Origin of the sequence: Wolbachia endosymbiont (group A) of Epagoge grotiana (assembly GCF_947251775.1) — a bacterium.
Lineage (GTDB): Bacteria > Pseudomonadota > Alphaproteobacteria > Rickettsiales > Anaplasmataceae > Wolbachia > Wolbachia pipientis.
Window position 1 is genome coordinate 1,125,072 of the sequence record NZ_OX366387.1, and the last position, 18,569, is coordinate 1,143,640.

Sequence of the window (18,569 nt, forward strand, 5' to 3'; positions counted from 1 at the left end):
TTTTACATAGCAAATATGAGTTTTAACTGCGGTATAGTTGGGTTACCAAACATAGGAAAATCAACCTTATTTAATGCGCTTACAGAGTCAAGTGCAGCCGAAGCTGCAAATTATCCTTTTTGCACAATCGAGCCAAATATAGGCAAGATTTCGATAAAAGATCAACGTTTGAAACAAATCGCAGCAATTGCAGGCTCAGAGAAGGTAATCTACAACCAATTAGAAGTTGTAGATATTGCAGGTCTGGTAAAGGGTGCGAGTAAAGGCGAAGGGCTCGGCAATAAATTTTTAAGCCATATCAGAGAAGTTGATGCCATCGTTCATCTGCTCAGGTGCTTTACGGATGACGATATCAGCCATATACACAGTAAAATAGATCCAATATCAGATGCTGAAGTGGTAGAAATGGAATTAATCCTAGCTGATATTGATAGCATAGAAAAAAGGCTTCCTCAATTGGAAAAGAAAGCAAAGCAAGGTGATAAAGAGCTAAAGAGACAACTTGAATTAATGCAAGAGGTATTAGCTACTTTAAAATTAGGTAAACCTGCAAGAAGTTTGGAGAATATCGATGGAGATGAGATGAAGTTGCTTCAATTGCTGACAACAAAGCCCGTTATGTACGTTTGCAATGTTGAAGATACAAATGTTATAACTGGCAATGAATTATCTAAAAAGGTAGAGAGAATGGCAGAGGAAAATAAAAGCAAATTTTATTGCATTTCAGCAAAACTCGAAGCAGATATTGCAAATCTTGATAGTGAAGAGGAAAAACAGAGTTTTTTATCAGAATTTGGCTTACAAGAATCAGGGCTTGATGGAGTAGCGCGTATTATGTATGAAGTGCTGAGTATGATAACTTTCTTTACTGTAGGGCCAAAAGAAGCACGAGCTTGGCCAGTAAAAATAGGGTCAACAGCCGATAAAGCAGCAGGTGTAATCCACACTGATTTTGAGAAAGGCTTTATAAAAGCAGAAACGATAGGCTTTGCAGACTACATAAAGTATGGAAGTGAACCGGCTTGTAAAGACGCAGGAAAAATTCGCTTTGAAGGCAGAGATTACATCGTGCAAGATGGTGATATAATGCACTTTAGGTTTAATGTGTAGTTTATTATGCAGCCACTTATTTAAAGTTAAGTTTTCTGGATCCCAGTGTCTGGGCACTGGGATGACATCCTCCCTAGCGGAGATTGCTCTCAAATCACAATGTTCGTACAGTAAGCACTGACCACTTTGCTTCAATATTTGCGATGCCCCTGAACAGATACAAAAAATCTATTGTTTTTTTATAAATTAAATCCTAAGGCATTTTTTACTGTAGATTAATCATTTGATTATAGTATCATTTTAATTAAGCTTATGCTTGGGATATTTATGAAGAATATTTTATATTTTATATTATTAGCTGTCGTATTCGGATCACCCATCCTGTTTGCCGTAGAGCAGCTTGAAGAAAAGAAAATTGAATCAGTTCATAAAAACGAAAATGTAGGTGTAAGGAAGCAAGATAGCACAAATCAAAAAGATGAGTTGAAAAGCAACGTCGATGCTAAACAAACACAAGAGGCTGAGAGCAAAAGATTAGACGGCACTACCGATAAAGAGAAACTGCAACACAACGAGAACAAAGCTTTCGTGGTTGAAAAAACTATAAGTGAAGGTGAAAGGATTGATAAAGATTTGCCAAATGACCAGCTAGAAGGAAGCACAGACAAATTTGCTCAAAATTTACCAAATGTGGCCAATAAAGAAGTGAATAAAGATTTGAAACCAGAGCCTTTGCCTTTAAGTGCTGATTTAAATGAGAATACAGCTAACCCGCAAAAAAATCTACAAGCTGATCAGAAGATTGATATAAAAGATAATGAACTTTCAAAAAGTGATGCGAGTCAATTATTAGAGGAAAAAAAAGAAAAAGTAGAGAGTCAGTTTGAAGAAAAAAAAGTGAAAGAAACAAACAGTAATTCCAAGGACCGCAATAGAGTAAAACCTATAACTAAAAAAGATGAAAGTGAAAAGAAAAATTTACAAAAATGGACAAAGCTAAACAGAGAACCAATAAAAGAATGGGGTCATAAAGACATACAAAGCAAGTCAATATATAAACGACAATATGATAGCCTTAATGAGCATCTTCCTACAACTGTGTTTATTGATGATTACAGTAAGCAATTTTTTTACTGCATTAAGAAGAACAACTTAACTTGCTTAAGAGGAGTAATAAGTAAGCTAGAAAAAATTGGATTAACAATACAAGAGATACTAAGGTTTAGAAATAAATTGGGTGATACTCCTCTCATTTATTCAGTTAAACAAGGTGAGGTAGACATAGTGCGCTTTCTCTTATTACAAGGTGCTGATCTTAGAGTAGTTAACAATAATTTTCAATCCCCAATTGATATAGCAATCGAAAAAAAGCAGATCAATATAATAAATGCGATTGCCGAAATGATGCCACACCTTTTGGAGGATAGAAAAATAGACAATAAAGAAAGCTCAGCAATGTACGATTGGGCTGTGAAAACGAAAGAAAACAATGAGTCGCAGTGTGATAAGCAAGATGATTAGATTTTTGATATTAATTTTAGTTGGTCATTTATGTTATGGAAACGAAACAAATGATGAAAAAAATCAGATTAGTGATTTTTTAAAAGCTCTGCATGATGTAAAATACGTATCTTACAGTAAAAAAGACTTTGCTGAATTTTTGGTGCAGTGCCACAAAGAGGGCGTGCCAGAAGATTTTAAGAAAGGTTTTGGTTCTAACTTAAATGGAGCTAATTTTAACCAACTGTACCTAAGTAAATCTGTTTTTGATGGAGTAAGTCTGATTGGTGCCGATTTTTCTAACACCGATTTATCCGATGTGTCTTTCATTGATGTTGATTTACGTGGTGCTAATTTTTCCAATGCTAATTTACATGGCATTAAAATAAAAGGTACAAATTTGAGTTTTACAAAATTTGTTTCTGCAAACTTAACAGATATCGTATTTGATCAGTCTAATGTTAGTTATGCTGATTTTATCAGTTCCGATCTCAAAAAAGTAAGTATGCACAACGTAATTGGTTTGCATACTAATTTCTCGAATGTGAAAATGAATTTCTCCAACTTATCAAACTCGAATGTTAGCCACGTAAATTTTAGTGATAGTGAAATAAACGATACTGTTATGCAGAAAAACAACCTTGATAATGCAAGTTTCTTTGGAGTGGATGCATATAAATTAAAGATACAATTTTCTTCATTAAAAAATGCTAACATATATGGTGCAGAGTTAAAAGAATCAGACTTTACAGGTAGCAATCTTTCCGATGCCTGCCTTAATTCTTCTATCATAATTAACAGTAACTTCGACGAGGCTAATTTAAGCAACACACAAATTTCCTATGTGAATGACGATAATTCAAGTTTTGTTCAATCTATACTAAATGGTTCCAAGATAAAACATGCATATGTTTCTGAAGCAAATCTTCATGATGCTGATTTATCCAATATTGATTTTAGTTTTAGTGAACTGCATCAAGTTAATGTTTCTAATGCTGACATTCGTCACGGAAAGTTTCATAATACTAAAGTTGCAAATTCTAACATGAATGGCTCATTTTTTGACCATTCACTATTCACCTCTGCGAAGATAGAAGATTCAGACCTTTCTACAACTTCAATGTATAAGATAAAAATCAAAGACTCTCAAGTTTATAACAGTACACTTTCTCGCCATAATATTGATTCCAGTGAAATAGAAAATTCAACATTCTTTAATTTATTAGCTGATAATTCGAGCTGGTCCAATTTAAAAGTAACTAATTCAAATTTTATTGAAAGCGATTTCAGATCTTCTTTGCTTCACGCTAATGCCTTTAGGAAAACTAGCTTTTTTCTTAGCAATTTGAGTAATTCAACAATTAGTGATATGTCTTTTCTCTCTTCAAGCATATATAAAAGTTCAGTTGTTGATGCTCACTTAACAGGTTGCAAATTTGATAATTCAATTTTGATTGACAATAAAGGACAGAAAAAACTTGCAGGTTCAGAAAATGCTATAACTTCGATTAAAGATTTGCAAGAGAAAATATCACAGGGTGAAAAATTTAATGTAAATTATTCTTACTTTGAATTTAAGAATATGAATTTAGAAAATGCCGATTTTTCTAATTCAACATTGAGTAGAGCAAAGTTTGTAAACGTTAATTTGAATAAGGCAAATTTTGAAAAGACCGATTTGCGCTATACTGTCTTTGATAACTCTTCTCTCATTGGCACCAACTTATCAAATTCTAATTTAGAAGGTTCTAGCTTTTTAAACTCTGATCCAAAAAGCACCATGTTAAAAAATGCAAAGAAAAATGACCGTAAAAAGTGAGGGCGTATTATTGGTTCTATCCTCCCCTTCTGGAGCTGGAAAAACTACTATATCAGCAAAATTACTTGAGCAATCAACTAATTTAGTTAGGTCTGTTTCTATGACTACACGCAAGCCTCGCCCCGGCGAAAGAAATGGAAAAGACTATTTTTTCGTTACCGAAGAAAAATTTCACGAGTTATGCAAAGCTGGCCAAATGCTTGAATACGCCAAAGTTTTTGAGAATTTTTATGGTATACCAAGAAATTTTATAGAGCAAAACTTAAGCAATGGAATAAGTGTTTTACTCAGCATAGACTGGCAAGGAGCATTTCACTTATTCAAGCTCATGAGAAAAAAAGTTGTGAGTGTTTTTATACTTCCCCCTTCAATGGAAGAGCTTAGGTTGCGTTTGCAAAAGCGTAATAGTGATGATGCAAGCGAAATAGAGCGCAGATTAGCCGAAGCTCAAAAAGAGATAAGCAAACGTGATAAATATGATTATGTAATAATCAATGATGATATTGATAAAAGTGTAGAAGAGATAAGCTCCATACTAAATAAAGAAAGACTTAAAAAACTAAAAGAAAAACCAAGTCTGGAAGACTGATAAAAACATCAATTTGGATATTTGCAGCTATAGTTTCTTATCCTATTTTAGCCAATAGCACATTTCACAGTTTAGCTATATTTATTATTTTTTAAGATTAAATGGTTAAAATAGTAGCAACTGTTCAAGTGAGGTTTAACTATGACGGCAAATTTTCTCACAGAAATTAATTTTCTGCCTTTCCACCTATACATATACAACGTTTAGCTCAATTTAAAAGTCAAACTTCTTGGTTGTTAGTTTAGTGCTGACAACTTAAATAGCTTTTAATATTGAGGTTTTAGTATGGGTATAGATATAACTGCACTAACTACTAATGCAGATAAATTAGGTGAATGCATAGATAAAAATAAAAAGCAAGAGCAGGATAGAAAAGACGAGCAATTGCACTGCACTATAGAGAGAAAGGTAAAAAAAGAAGAACACAAGCGTGAAAAACCAAGAGGTCAAGATGGAACCCTCAAGAAGTGTAAAAGGTTATTTGAAAAAGATGCTAGTCCTGAAGTATTAACTAAATTAGAAGAATCACTTAGAGAACAAGAAAAATATTATAGGTATTATGTCCAATGCTTCCTTCCAGTGCTAGATAAAGCAATAGAACGATCGAAAAAAATATCAAATGAAACAAAAGAGCGAGTAAAGCAAGCAATTTCAGAAATTACTTATAATAGCAAATATTGTAACCAAAATGATCGTAGGGACAGTGGAATTGAAAGTGACTACAGTAGCGATGCTGGTGATGATTATGAGAAACATTCAATCAGTAACCCTAATACAGCAAATGAAGATCAAGAAGTAGAGAAAAGCAACGGAACAACGCATAATAATGTTCAATTACTAAAAGCGATCAAAAATGGAAATAACAGGAAATTTAGAAAATATCTAAAAGATTGTACGGATATTAGCAGCATAAAAGATGAAAAAGGAAATAATATTTTACACCTTATCGTGTCATTGGAAAAGAAACAGAAATGCAAGTTTCTAGGTACCCTAATAAAAACGGTCACCAAGGAAGATCTAGCACAACTCATTAATAGTGAAAATCAGACCCCTTTTCAGGTAGCACTAATTAACAAGGTAACAAAAGAAAAACATGAGTCTAATACAATTCGAAGTAACGATAACACACTTAAGTTTCTTACAAAATTGTTAGAGCATGGAGCCAGCTCTGATAATTTAGAATTATCTACAGAAGAATTACAAAACTTAAAAGAGGAGCAAAAGACATACTATCGTAATTTCTTAGAAAAATTAGCAGAGTCAGTAAAGAAGTCTAAGTTAGACCAAAAGACAGAAAACTCGGTAGTAATTAAAATCGCGAAAATTACCGACGGTGGTTACCCATTACATAAAGCAGTTTCAGATAAAAATATAGATAGATTTAATGATTTGCTACAGAGAGGTGATGATATTACTACTAAAAATGCAGATGGTGATACGGTCTTACACTGTGCTGTGACATTAAAGAAAGAAGCAAAGTGTAACTTTACTCAGCTTATACTAGAAAAAAACAAAGAACTGGTAAATACTCGAAACAAACAGCAAACACCTCTTCACCGATTACTTCAGTATATAAAAAAAAAGAGCGGGAAACAATCATGTACAGGTAAAAATTTTGAAAAAACTAAAAGGTGTGAAACCCTAGAACTATTGCTAAAAAATGGTGCAGATATTACTGTGCAAGATAAAGATGAAAAAAATGCTCTGCACTATATTGCTTCATTCAAAGGAGAACAAAAAGTTGCATGTTTGAAGTTGACTTTAGGTAAGGATGAATTTAGTAAGGCTATAAATGCTGTTAACGGGAAAGAGCAAACACCTCTTCATCAGTTGCTTCAGCATATAAAAGAAAAGAATGAGGATCGATCATGTACAGATAGAAAATTTGAAAAAACAAATAGATATAAAGCCTTAGAGTTATTTTTACAAAATGGTGCAGATATTACTGTGCAAGATAAAGATGAAAAAAATGCTCTGCACTATATTGCTTCATTCAAAGGAGAACAAAAAGTTACATGTTTAGAGTTGATTTTAAATTCGGTGGAAAAAGAGAAATTTAGTAAAGCTGCAAACGCCGCTAACGAAAAAGAACGCACACCACTACAAGTAGCGCTAATTACTAAGACGACAAAAGATAAACATAATTTGGTCAATCCTAAGAGCCGTGATAACACGATCAAGTTCTGTGTAAAATTATTGCAAAATGGTGTTGACCCAAAGCAGTTAATACTACCCGAAAGATTATGGAGCAAAGAGTATTATAAAACTATAAAAGGAATAGAGAAATCAATGGGTAGAGCGCTTATTCCAGATGATATGAGAACTGAACTGAAGTGCAACTTTGGCAGGAAGTTAAAAGCACGCGATATTGTGAAGTACATCAATAATGTTGCTTGTAAAGCAGTGACAACGCTTGTATTTGCTGCTTTAGCCTGTGCAGCAATATTCAGTGCTTCTCAAGGAATTATTACAATTGCAACTGCCTCATCTATTATAGCAGTTATTGGAGTTTGTTATCTTATTTACTTGAATTTAGAAAATATTTATGAAGGATTTGGAAAAATTAAAGGAAAGTTTACTGAAGAAAAGCAACTTACACTTCAAGATAACGCACCAAAAAATGATACACAATGCAATAACTCTGTTAAAGATATAGAAAATAAGTCCAACGATTTAGAAGAGCAAGAGGTGCAAAAATCATCAAATCAATCAGAGCATACTGAGAGTCCTCCAGACACTAAAATGAGTGCCATATCAATAAAACTCGTTGAAAAATTGTGTAGGGATAGTGTAACTAGTAAACCCTCTTCTCTGGCGCTATGAAATCAATCTCACCGCTCAGAGTTTTTTCAGCCACTTTTTTATAATCAATTTTTACGTTAATTTGCCCTTTCTTTTCTTCAAGCCACGCTATAGTGTGCTTCATCCAGTTTTTGTCATCACGTTCAGGAAAGTCTTCACGAGCATGGGCACCTCTGCTTTCCTCGCGATTAGCTGCGCATTCCATGGTAATAACCGCTTGTGGGATCATGTTAGCAAGCTCCAGTGCTTCAACTAAATCACTATTCCACATCATACTGCGATCCTCAAGTGAAATATCAGGCATCATTTTTGCTACCTTTTTTATAGCTTTTTTGCCTTCTTCTAAAACTTCAGCAACACGGAACACTGATGCGTACTTTTGCATAGTGTTCTGCATTTCGCTGCGTATTTTTGCTACTTTTAGCCCACCGGAGGCAAATCGCATTTTATTAAATCTATCTACTATCCAGTCTGTGCAGTCTGAATGCAATTTTTTATGTGGTGTACCGGATTTTAGTTTCTCTCTTGCTCTGAGCGCTGCAGCTCTACCAAAAACCACAAGATCAAGAAGCGAGTTAGAACCAAGTCGATTTGCACCGTGCACAGAAACACATGCAGCTTCTCCAATTGCAAATAGTCCATCTACCACTTCTTCCTTACCTTGCTTCAGCGTGATCACTTCTCCATAATAATTGGTTGGAATGCCACCCATGTTATAGTGAACAGTCGGAATGACCGGTATTGGATCTTTAGTGACATCAACTCCAGCAAAAGTTCTTGCGGTTTCGCTGATGCCCGGCAATCTGAGTTTTATTACTTCCGGATCAAGATGCGCTATAGTTAAATACATATGATCTTTTTTTGGTCCAACCCCCCTTCCCTCTCTAATTTCAATTGTTATTGCGCGACTTACCACATCACGGGAAGCTAAATCTCTTGCTTTTGGTGCGTAACGTTCCATAAACTTCTCGCCCTGAGAATTAACGAGGTACCCCCCTTCACCACGGCATCCTTCTGTCATCAGGCACCCTGAGCCATATATTCCTGTTGGATGAAATTGTACAAATTCCATATCTTCAAGTGGTAATCCAGCCCTTACTACCATGCCATTACCATCACCTGTGCAGGTATGCGCACTTGTTGCAGAGAAATAAACACGTCCATATCCACCTGTTGCTAACACCACTCTATGCGCACGAAATCTATGTAATGTGCCGTCGCATAGCGACCAAGCAAGAACTCCGCAGCATGCTCCGGTTTCGCTATCCATAATTAAATCAATCACAAAGTATTCAACAAAAAATTCAGCGTTGAATTTAAGACACTGCTGATATAGAGTGTGAAGGATTGCGTGCCCAGTCTTATCTGCTGCCGCACAAGTGCGCTGCGCTGATTTTCCTTTACCAAAGTGAGTTGTCATTCCACCAAAGGAACGCTGGTATATTTTGCCATCTTCTGTACGAGAAAAAGGTACGCCAAAATTTTCAAGTTCAATAACAGCTTTAGCAGCGTTTTTACACATATATTCTATTGCATCTTGATCACCAAGCCAGTCTGAACCTTTTATTGTGTCATATGCATGCCAGCGCCAATCGTCTTCACCGATATTACCTAAAGCTGCACTAATTCCGCCTTGTGCTGCAACTGTATGACTTCGTGTAGGGAAAATTTTAGAAATGCAGGCAACTGAAAAATTAGTTGCAGCCATCCCAAGCGTTGCTCTGAGCCCTGCTCCACCTGCACCTACTACTACCACGTCATACTCATGTTCTATGATCTCATACGCTGACTTATCCATATTTACTTATTTTATCATTACAGGCTTATGATATCACAGAAGTAGAAAAAATCTATACAAGTTTTCTATAGTTAAGACGTCATGCCGCCGCGGCGCTAACAAGTAGCGGGATGACGGTTGTCGGGGTGTCATGAAAGTAGCTGACACTTGGGGTCTATGTTTTTTCTGGTCACACGTACAGCTGTACGAACATTGTGCTACTAGTAGGGTGTCATGCCAGTGCTTGACACTGGCATCCAGGAATTTTATTAAGTTGGTGAGTATAAAAGTAGCTGTTTTATGTTAAAATACGACGTTTTCGATGAGATTATATGGAAAACTGGATTCCAGTGTCAAGCACTGGAATGACATCACAGAGGCACTGGAATGACACCTCTCTTGGGCTCTTTTAGCTATAAACATTAAGAAATTTACCAAACGAAAAAAAAGGCAAAAGAAGCCCCGTGGTTATTATCCGCTTTAAAATATTGGCGTTTTTTATGTTTTAAACGCTTGACAAGCGAAATTCAGCTGCTTTTAATTGCAACTAACTTACGCTGCAAATGTTTAAGAAATTTACTAAGCAGAAAAAAAGACAAAGAATCCCCGAGTTAGCTAGTCTTTTACTATCTCTGTCGAGTATTGGCATTTTTTGATGTCTTGTAACGCTTTATAAGCGCGTTCAGCTTATTTAGATAAAAATCTAGATGTAGATGAAGTTTTGTAAAGACATACAGTATCTATATACTGCAAAAAATTGAACATAAGACGCCGATACATTAAGTAATCCTTACCTTTTAATCTGCAGATTGGCGAAAGCAAATACAATAGCTTCACTGTCATGATAAAGGGGCTGGCAAAGCTTGTCAAGAAATTTTCTTATTTCATTTAAATTGCTTGTAACCTTCTTATACACTCATCTTTACCAAGAATCACCATGATATCAATGATTCCAGGTGCATCCATTACTCCAGTTATAGGGGCGCGTAATGAGTGGTATACATCGCTTATTTTCATATCGTGCAATTTTGCACATTCCTTGATCTGAGAAGATAAAAAATCCTTATTCCAATTTTCATCACCGATCTTTGACAGAAATGACGCGAGTAACTTGATTATATCGAGGTTAGATTTGACAATTTGCTCAGCCTCTTCACTTAAATCAAGTGGCGGATCTTGAATATAAAATTTTGCTAAATCCAATAATTCGGTCAGGTAGTTTGCTCTTTTTTTTAGCTCTGTCAGTCCCTGCAGTAAATAGCCCTTTTTTTTGTCAGTTAGAGTATTTTCTCTAAGCATTAGAGTCAGAATATCTTCATTGCTCATATTACTAATATAGTGGTTATTCAAATGCTCCAGTTTTTTGAAATCGAGCCGTGCAGGTGAACGACCAATACTTTCTAAATTAAACCACTCTATTGCTTGCTCATCGCTAGTAATCTCATCGTTGCCGTGACTCCAGCCAAGTCTCAGCAAGTAATTACGCATCGCTTTTGGCAATATTCCCATCTTTTCATAATCGCAAACGCTTGTGGCACCATGCCTTTTGGATAGCTTATTCCCATCTTCCCCATGGATAAGCGGCACATGTGCAAAGCGTGGAATGTCAAAATCAAGAGCCTGGTATATTAGCAGATGTTTAAAGGTATTAGTGAGATGGTCAGAACCGCGTATTATATCAGTTATTCCAGCATCATGATCGTCAATTACGACAGCAAAAATATATGTTGGAGTGTTGTCAGAGCGTAAGATCACTATATCATCAAGCTGGTTGCTATTTACTTTGATTTGGCCGTATATTTTATCATCAATGACGATCTCTTGTGAGTCTGGCACTTTGAAACGGATAACTGACCTCACACCGGATGTCATTCCAGCGCGTGACCACATATTTTCTTCTGGATCCCAGTGTCGGCTACTTGGATGACAAGAAGGAGGTTTTGTAGTACATTTATGCTTGTATATCTTGCCCTCTTCTCTTGCTTTTATTTTCTTTTCTGCAACTTCATCTTCAGGGCAATAACAGTGATACGCCCTACCCTTCTCAACTAAAAGGTTTGCTACTTCTTTATGCCGCTCTATTCTTTTTGACTGATATACTATTTCCCCATCACAGCTCACACCGAGCCATCTTAGCCCTTCTATAATTGCATCAATTGCTTCTTGTGTTGAACGTTTTCTGTCGGTGTCCTCAATTCTTAGCAAAAACCTGCCACCATGATGCTTTGCATAGAGCCAATTAAATAACGCAGTACGAGCTCCTCCAATGTGCAAAAATCCTGTTGGTGATGGAGCAAATCTCGTGACTATACCTGGCATATTTGTCTGTTACAGTAATGTAAATGATGATAGCTAAAATTTATGTTTGTAACAATTTAGAATTTATTTGTTCTGAGAGATAAAATTTACTTGTTTTTCATAAATTGTGTTGTATAATTTAGTATTGGTTGAATATAGTGAGGTGAGTTATGGATGGACTTGTAGATATAGCAAAATTGCTTTCAGATAATGAAGCTAATATCAATTGGCGTTACACCGGCCCTTTTGATAAAACAAAACAAAGAGTACAGGCAGATAATCTCCTGCATTTAGCTGCAAGAATACAAAACAAAGGTAAATTTGTAGACATTTGTAAGAAGAACATTGCTTCTGTAACTGCGCATAATGAATATGGAGATAATCCATTTCATGAAGCAGCAAGAAGTGGAATTTTGCTGCCTGCAGTACAAGAGATTGTGAATGACTTAGAGAAGGAAGCTAATAACAAAATTACGAAAGCAGAAGAAGCTGGAGATCGGAAAGAAGTAAGCAGATTGAAAGAGGAACTCAAATGTAATAAAAAATATATTAAAGATGCGCTCTGCAGTAAAGGCTATGCTTTTAATAAGAAGAGGGAAACTCCTTTTTATTACTTAAATGCTGCACAACAGAAAGAAATTAAGCAAATCGCAGGCATAAAAGACAGCTTTATATGTAACCAGAAGTTTCACCTGTGCTTATATATAATAGGAGCGATAGCATGTATCGCTGCTTTATGTTTGTCTTTATACTTTTTATTTTTAGTTTCTCAATCTTTTGCACTAAGCTCGATGGTTGCAATAGCTTCTGGCGGAGTCAAATACCTGTCAGTTAAAGCATGTAGCGAGATACATGCCTTGCATAACGAAAGCACTTTAGTGGAAAATGCTAATGTACAACTTGCAGGAGAAAGTTTGGGTGTTTGATGAAGTTAGAAATTACTTGCAGGCAATGATATAGAAATTTACTTTCTTAACTTCAGAAAGTATACTCATACGATGATAGAAAAGAAGTACAGTAAGATTTTAATAGCAAACAGAGGAGAGATTGCCTGCAGGATTATCAGAACTGCCCATAAGATGGGTATATCTTGTGTGTGCATATACTCGGATGCAGATGTAAATTCTGTGCATGTAAGACAAGCAGATGAGTCAAGATATATCGGCCCTTCGCCATCTTGCCTCAGTTATTTAAACATTGAAAAAATATGTGAAGTAGCAGTTGAAACAGGTGCTGAGGCGGTTCATCCTGGCTATGGTTTTTTAGCAGAAAATCCAGATTTTCCACGTGCTCTTCAAAAACATAATATAGACTTCATCGGCCCCAGTGCAGAAACAATAGAAGTTACAGCCAACAAAATAACAGCAAAAGAAGCGGCAAAAAAAGCTGGAGTAAATGTAGTGCCAGGATATATGGGTAAGATCAGCGATGCTGCCCATGCAGCTCAAGTTGCTGAAGAGATCGGTTTTCCCGTTATGCTCAAAGCTGCATCAGGCGGTGGTGGCAAAGGAATGCGAATTGTAAATTCCAAAAAAGAAATTGAACTAGCGTTCACATCAGCAACAAATGAAGCAGAGAAAAGTTTTAAGGATGGCAGTATCTTTATAGAGAAATATATAGAACTACCAAGACATATTGAAATACAAATCATAGCAGATAAATATGGCAATATAGTTTGTCTTGGAGAAAGAGAATGCTCGATACAAAGGAATAATCAGAAAATAATAGAAGAAACGCCAAGTCCATTCATTAGTGAAGAAGTAAGACAAAAAATGTATGTTCAATGTGTTTCTCTGGCAAAGCAAGTTGGCTATTTTTCAGCAGGCACTGTTGAGTTTGTTGTAGATAAAGACCAAAACTTCTATTTTCTTGAGGTAAATACGAGATTGCAAGTTGAGCATCCAGTAACAGAATTTATAACTGGAATAGACATAGTAGAAGAAATGATTAGAACTTCCTGTGGAGAGAAATTGAGATTCAATCAGGATGATATTAAACTTACTGGTTCTGCAATAGAAAGTAGAATTTGCGCTGAAGACCCATCGAAGAAATTTTTCCCTTCCAGCGGAAGAATAAAATATTACGATAAACCGGGTGAAAATGATTATGTAAGAATAGATGATGGAGTTGCTGCAGGTTCAGAAATTAGCACGTTCTATGACTCAATGATTGCAAAAGTTATAACATATGGAAAAGATAGAGTAGAAGCGATTAGCAGAATGCAAAAAGCATTGTCTGAATGCTATATAGAAGGAGTAACAAATAATATAGAATTTCTAGAATCCATCTTCCATCACCCAAATTTTATCGCAGCAAAGCTCCATACGAGATTCATTCCAGATCATTACCCTAGTGGGTTTCACGGCGATTTTATTACAGAAGAGTATATTAAAATATTTATTTTCACTACGTTATATGTTCATTTAGAAAATGAAGAAAGGTATTATCATAAGGCAGTGAATGAAACGCTTGTAGTTGTAATAAATGACAATGAGTACTCTGTAAACGTAAAGTACCAAGATAATACGTTAATAACAATATACAACCATAACGTATATTCTGTAAGTGGTAAGTGGAAATCAAGTCATGAGTTACTATATATTACAATTAATGATGATGCTGATATAACATTTAAAGTAGAAAAACAAGGCAGTAAATACTTCATAAGACATGCAGGTATGAAAGCTGATTGTTGTATATTTAAACCTCATGTAGCTGAATTAAGTAAGTTAATGCTAAATAATGAAACAGAAGGGATTTCAGCAGATGCTGTAAAATCCCCAATATCTGGTTTATTAGTTAAATTACACGTAAATGTAGGAGATCAGGTGGAAATAGGACAACCTTTATTTGTGGTGGAGGCAATGAAAATGGAAAATATCATATGTGCTGAAGCAGCAATGGTGATAAAAAATATTCCCGTTCAAGAAGGAAAAAATGTGCAGATCGGTGATGTAGTCTGCTTTCTTAAATAACACAAGAAGTACAAACTTGACCCAAACAAGATAAATGAAAACACTTGATGAGCTATGGCAATGGCTATTGGTATGTGTAACAAAAGAGTAACCACTCCTAAAATTATCTGAATGATGATGGAGAGCAGCATAATATATACCGGTTTTACGCTAGCATTTTTTACTGTGAGTATTACTACCAAAGTTAGTATTAGCAATGCCAGTGCTCGATGTATAAATTGCACTGTCGCTCTGTTCTCAAAGATATTCAGCCATATAGGCTGTAAGAAAAATAAATCTTCTGGAACGACTTGTCCGTCCATTAGTGGAAAGGTATTGTAAATCAAACCAGCATTTAATCCCGCAACAAATGCGCCGAAAATTATTTGTATTACAATTAGAATCAGAATAAGTATTGTGTAATATATACTACTGTTAGTAGATTGAAATCCTGTCATCCGAGTAGCTGACACATAACTGTACGAACGCTTACTTTTGAAAATAAATTGCACAGCAAATGGTGTCATGAAAGTAGCTGACACTGGAATCCAGCTTTTACTATGCAGCCACTTATTTAAAGTTAAGTTTTCTGGATCCCAGTGTCTGGGCACTGGGATGACATCTTTCTTGGTGAAAATTACTCTTATACTGCAATGTTCGTATAGTTGTGTACGTAACACTGGGATCCATATTTGGTAATCAAAAAATTGATATGACAATAATGCAAAGATAATTAATGCTAATAATAAGTGAAGTGCAAGCCTATAGTGGCTAACATGAGGTTCAGTTACTAAACCACTTTTAACCATATACCAACCAGCAAAAGCTTGTAAAGCTCCAAATAATAATGCCACACATAGCTTTATTACTACCTTTTTAGATATTTTTCTTCTTAATGTAAAATATATAAATGGCAGGACAAAAACTAAACCTGTTAGTCTTGCAACCAATCTGTGTACATATTCTATTAAGTATATAGCGCGAAACTCCTCCATACTCATACCATAGTTAAGTGCTTTATATTCAGGTGTAGCTTCGTATTTTAATTTTTCTTGTAGCCAGTCTTGTTCACTCAGTGGTGGTAATGTTCCAGTAATTGGTTTCCACTCCGTGATTGACAATCCTGCTTTTGAAAGTCTGGTAAATCCACCAATCCCTACCATGAGAATTACCATGACCGAGCAGAGAAAAAGCCAAATAGCTACAGGTTTTGCTTCCATAAACCATGCTGAGTTTTGTTCCATCGCTCAGTGTAAAGAATAAATTCCCATAAGGCAAGAAAAGCTGCAACACTATGTAGCAGACTATAGACCGGAAAAAATATCGATACTATATAAAAATAAAAAGGCATCTTTTGCTGTTTGACAGCTATTACCAAAAGAATCAGGTTAGTAACGTATACCACTACAAAGTAGTACAAAAATAATTCATTTAAAACTTTAGTTAATATCAATGAAAGCAGTAAAAATGGAGTAGTAAAAAATATAAAAGCTGCAGAACCAACAAAAAGATTCAATAGCAAAATTCCCTTAAATCCAGTGTGTTTATAAAGTGACTTTATATTTTTTAAATGAACAATATAAGTTTGCATATAGCTTTTGATCCAGCGCGCTCTTTGCTTAATCCAAGCAAATACAACAATTGGTGACTCTTCCAATGTTTCTGAGTCAATCATCCTGGTTTTATATCCCATTTGCGCAAGTCTCAAACCGAGGTCAGCATCTTCGGTAACACTGTAAGCATCCCAGAAAAACACTTTTTTTAGAATTTTTACTGAAAAATGATTACTGCTACCACCCAAAGGCATTGGCATGTTCATTTTTTGGAATCCAGGCAATAAGTATTGAAACCAGTTCATATACTCCAGAGAAAAGGATTGTGTAAGAAAATTATAATCACAATTATAGTAATTTAATTTTGCTTGTACACAGGCAAGCTTATCGTCGCCCTTATTAAATTCAATCAGTGCTTTTTTTAACTGCAATGGGTCTGGTTTATCGTCCGCATCATATATTACTGCATACTTTCCTCTAGCAAAGCTCATAGCATAATTGCATGACTTGGCTTTTGTTCTAGGCAAAGAATAAGGCACTTTTATTACTTCAAAATACTGCGGTAAAGTGTACTTTTCTATAGCTGCTAGCGTTTCTTGGTCATCACTTTCTACCTGAAGCTTCACATCTAATTTTGATTTTGGATAATCCAAACTTTCAATGCTTTCAACCAATTGCTCTATCACTGCACTTTCTTTAAAAGCAGGCAATAAAATAGTATATATAGGAAAATCTTCTTCACTCAGCTTACTATAATCCACTTTTTGGTTGGAGGTTTCACATAAGTTAAAAATTGTAGCTATAAACTTGAATAAATAGCTAGAACATCCGATTATAAATATCAACATCAAAGCAAAATATGTATATTTCTCTGTTAGTGTTAAAATTGAAGTTACAATAAAGAAAGAAGCAAAAAATATTGAGCTTAGTTTAATGCTTTTGGCTGAAAAATTAGGATTCTTGTAATATAAGTAGTTGCTTGCAAATTCTGAAATACCAAAGTGCGAGTTAAGAAGATTTAAAATCTGTTCGCTATCCACTTTTATTAATACATAGTCAATACCGTAATGAGCTTCGACCCAACGGTTGATATCTCGGCTTGTGTCTTCAACCATAAAAAAAGTAGTATTATTTAATTTTTGCCAAGGAATTATATTAAATTTATAGTAAAAAAGTTTCTCTGGCTCTTTGCACAAACTAGAATCAAACTTAATTTTTTCTACATTATCAGCTTGAAGTATAGGCAATTGTTGCATTGAACCTAATGCAATTTTTTATTTAAGTCACGTGAAAATGAAGATATGACCTCGCTACTACGCTTATCATCTTTACGTTCATGCATTATTTTTTTTACAGCATCAGCAGCTATATTCGCTGTGTTAGCCTGTAAATCTCCAAGAGCTTTTTCAACTTGGTCAGTGACTTTCTTCAAGTTAGAATGGGCATTGTCATCTAATGTCTGATCTAGCTGCTGTCTATTGTGCTTAATGATACTATTAGCTTTATCAAGTGCTTCATTCATCATTTTATTAACTTCTGCATCTAATTCTTTGTATTTTTTAGAAGATTTTTTGTAATACTCCAACATATCTTTCCTGAATTTTTCAGTTTCTTCACTTGAAAATTTGCTTTTGTTACGCTTATTGTTAAGCGCATTTTTTATCACTTTCTTTAGCAATTTATACGAAAGGACAAAACTTACCAAGAAGGCAAGACCGATAATCAGTGATGTAGACATAAAAACCCCTAAAATTCTTTGGACACCAAGTCAGCAATAAATTCCTCTTCAATTTCAGAATTAGTCAATTTAGTATAATAAATTAAAGCAATACTAGTAGCCATTTGTTTTAACTGATCAGTATATTCAGATTTAAATTCTGCCACTTTTTTTTCAATAAGCTTGCTCTTTTTTTTATCTTCCTCTTCTAATATATTCTTAACATTAGCTCTCATTTCTTCTACCTGAGCAAGTGCATCATCTATGATTTTTTTTGCCTGTATTCTAGCTTGGTTTAAAGCGGCATTATACTTGGCAACCTGATCTTCCGTGAGTCTTAAAAGATGAACAGAACTATTAAAAGAATCCAATACTTCTTTACTTCTAGTGCTTATTATTTCATCTAACTTTGGCAAAAATAAACAACTTACTACGAAAAAAAGTGAAGAGAAAAAAATTAAAAACCAAAAAACTTGAGAAAAGAAGGTTGAAACATCAAGCTGTGGCATC

General features: G+C 35.0%; 13 protein-coding genes. 7 read left to right on the forward strand and 6 right to left on the reverse strand.

All coding sequences use genetic code 11. The features are described from left to right. Positions 1–15: 15 nt before the first annotated feature. The 5 genes from ychF (at position 16) to OPR50_RS05290 (ending at position 7,781) form a co-directional block, all read left to right on the forward strand. A complete protein-coding gene (gene ychF, locus OPR50_RS05270; protein WP_264339392.1) occupies positions 16–1,110 on the forward strand; it encodes a redox-regulated ATPase YchF in 1,095 nt (364 codons plus the stop codon). A gap of 267 nt (positions 1,111–1,377) precedes the next feature. Beyond that, positions 1,378–2,571 (forward strand): ankyrin repeat domain-containing protein, encoded by a 1,194-nt coding sequence (locus tag OPR50_RS05275; RefSeq protein ID WP_265023891.1) that lies wholly within the window; start codon positions 1,378–1,380, stop codon positions 2,569–2,571. Beyond that, a complete protein-coding gene (locus OPR50_RS05280; RefSeq protein WP_265024327.1) occupies positions 2,564–4,369 on the forward strand; it encodes a pentapeptide repeat-containing protein in 1,806 nt (601 codons plus the stop codon). The genes OPR50_RS05275 and OPR50_RS05280 overlap by 8 nt, the downstream gene beginning before the upstream one ends. Continuing rightward, positions 4,353–4,958, forward strand: coding sequence for a guanylate kinase (gene gmk, locus OPR50_RS05285; RefSeq protein ID WP_264339592.1), 606 nt, complete (start codon positions 4,353–4,355; stop codon positions 4,956–4,958). The genes OPR50_RS05280 and gmk overlap by 17 nt, the downstream gene beginning before the upstream one ends. 285 nt (positions 4,959–5,243) lie before the next feature. Next, entirely contained in the window at positions 5,244–7,781 is a 2,538-nt protein-coding gene (locus OPR50_RS05290) for an ankyrin repeat domain-containing protein (RefSeq protein ID WP_265023892.1), read from the forward strand. On the opposite strand, the gene sdhA is transcribed toward OPR50_RS05290, so the two are convergent. Continuing rightward, complete coding sequence (gene sdhA / locus OPR50_RS05295) at positions 7,753–9,558, reverse strand: succinate dehydrogenase flavoprotein subunit (RefSeq protein WP_213862922.1); 1,806 nt, start codon at positions 9,556–9,558, stop codon at positions 7,753–7,755. The genes OPR50_RS05290 and sdhA overlap by 29 nt on opposite strands. An 867-nt stretch (positions 9,559–10,425) precedes the next feature. Continuing rightward, a complete protein-coding gene (gene gltX / locus OPR50_RS05300) occupies positions 10,426–11,856 on the reverse strand; it encodes a glutamate--tRNA ligase (protein ID WP_265023893.1) in 1,431 nt (476 codons plus the stop codon). 149 nt (positions 11,857–12,005) lie between these two features. Between gltX and OPR50_RS05305 the strand changes: the two genes are divergently transcribed. Further along, positions 12,006–12,761 carry an ankyrin repeat domain-containing protein gene (locus tag OPR50_RS05305; protein WP_265023894.1) on the forward strand — a complete coding sequence of 252 codons (756 nt, stop codon included), beginning with the start codon at positions 12,006–12,008 and terminating at the stop codon, positions 12,759–12,761. Between the two features lie 72 nt (positions 12,762–12,833). After that, positions 12,834–14,810 (forward strand): acetyl-CoA carboxylase biotin carboxylase subunit, encoded by a 1,977-nt coding sequence (locus tag OPR50_RS05310; RefSeq protein WP_265023895.1) that lies wholly within the window; start codon positions 12,834–12,836, stop codon positions 14,808–14,810. Here the strand turns inward: OPR50_RS05310 and OPR50_RS05315 are convergent. From OPR50_RS05315 to OPR50_RS05330, 4 genes are read right to left on the reverse strand one after another with little or no spacing between them, the layout of a single operon-like run. After that, on the reverse strand, positions 14,759–16,033 hold the full coding sequence (locus OPR50_RS05315) for a COX15/CtaA family protein (RefSeq protein WP_265023896.1): 1,275 nt from the start codon (positions 16,031–16,033) through the stop codon (positions 14,759–14,761). The genes OPR50_RS05310 and OPR50_RS05315 overlap by 52 nt on opposite strands. Further along, a complete protein-coding gene (locus tag OPR50_RS05320) occupies positions 15,991–17,589 on the reverse strand; it encodes a glycosyltransferase family 2 protein (RefSeq protein ID WP_320110177.1) in 1,599 nt (532 codons plus the stop codon). Before OPR50_RS05320 ends, OPR50_RS05315 begins: the two co-directional genes overlap by 43 nt. A 14-nt stretch (positions 17,590–17,603) precedes the next feature. After that, positions 17,604–18,080 carry a F0F1 ATP synthase subunit B family protein gene (locus OPR50_RS05325; RefSeq protein ID WP_065094793.1) on the reverse strand — a complete coding sequence of 159 codons (477 nt, stop codon included), beginning with the start codon at positions 18,078–18,080 and terminating at the stop codon, positions 17,604–17,606. 8 nt (positions 18,081–18,088) lie between these two features. Further along, a complete protein-coding gene (locus OPR50_RS05330; protein WP_065094794.1) occupies positions 18,089–18,568 on the reverse strand; it encodes a F0F1 ATP synthase subunit B family protein in 480 nt (159 codons plus the stop codon). Position 18,569: the final 1 nt, after the last annotated feature.